Raw genomic sequence first — 722 nt, 5'->3', positions numbered from 1 at the left:
CCCAGGCCGCGTCGCTCAAAACCAAACGATCCATCACACCCAAGGCGACCTCCCCAAAAGAAGCCTTGAATCTGATTTGCACTTAAATGGGAATCCTTAGAGTCCACACCACCTAGAGAGCGTCGGCCTCTTGCATGGCAATTCGATCCATCCGCCGCTCGCGGTTCGGATCGCATTTGACGCACCCAGCTGCTGGAATTCTCTTGCACCGTCAACGCGGTGATCTGTCCCTGGCCGGCGCCACTCCGTCGAGTTTTCGGCAGATGCTCGCGACGATTTCTGCTGCGTCGTCATTCAGCTCCAGACGAGCGCCGCTGGCGATCGCACCATCAACCGCACCGTATGCCCAAACGCCTGCAGTTCGCGGGACCAATAATGGGATGACGCGCAAGCCTCGATCCCCACCAGGCACGCCGGCAACTTCTCAAGGAAGGACAGCACGAAACGGCGCTTGAGCTGGCGGCGGATCACCACCTGACCGGATGCATCGACGCCATGCACTTGAAAGACCGACTTCGCGATATCCAGACCAATCGTCGAGAGCCTTTGCCCATGATGGCGCGGGTTCACGATCGTCAAACAGAATGGTGCCGATAAATTTGCGCAGCTTGTCCTGTCCCTGTCGGAAACCTAATCCAGCTGGCCCGTGAGGCCGGATTGCGCAATGCTTCTGTCTCATGAGAGAAGCTTACAGCCTGGTCTGGTCGGTGCTGGTCTTATTG

Annotated in this window: 1 pseudogene; it reads right to left on the bottom strand. The window is 57.9% G+C overall.

The features are described from left to right. Positions 1-327: 327 nt before the first annotated feature. A pseudogene (locus AC630_RS42065) lies at positions 328-570 on the bottom strand (IS110 family transposase); the annotation flags it as partial. Positions 571-722: the final 152 nt, after the last annotated feature.

Origin of the sequence: Bradyrhizobium sp. AS23.2 (assembly GCF_001908185.1) — a bacterium.
GTDB lineage: Bacteria > Pseudomonadota > Alphaproteobacteria > Rhizobiales > Xanthobacteraceae > Bradyrhizobium.
The sequence above is the reverse complement of the archived record's forward strand: the minus strand, read 5'-3'. Positions and strand labels throughout refer to the sequence as shown.